The following is a 249-nucleotide window of genomic DNA, read 5'->3' on the forward strand; positions in this document are numbered from 1 at the left end:
CGTTTGCACTACAGTATCGGCATGGTCATGAACGACAAGATTTTTGCGTCGGAGTTAATCATGACGTTGATTTCCGCCATTGGAGTGGTATTGACCATTCCCGTGACCATCGCGGTGATGCTGTATCTGAAACATCGCAAGTTGAAGAAAGCAAATAAAGCATAAATACGTAAAAAGCATTCGATTAGTCGGATGCTTTTTATTTTTATTAAATTAGACAATTCACATGATTTTTTCTATACTTTGATG

1 protein-coding gene is annotated in these 249 nt (G+C 37.8%); it reads left to right on the forward strand.

Going from position 1 to position 249, the window contains the following annotated elements:
• The first annotated feature begins 3 nt into the window (after positions 1–3).
• Positions 4–165, forward strand: coding sequence for a YibE/F family protein (locus AC6UDE_RS07090; RefSeq protein WP_500697048.1), 162 nt, complete (start codon positions 4–6; stop codon positions 163–165).
• The last annotated feature ends 84 nt before the right edge of the window (positions 166–249 follow it).

Source organism: Fructilactobacillus sp. X2R5C3 (assembly GCF_059901325.1).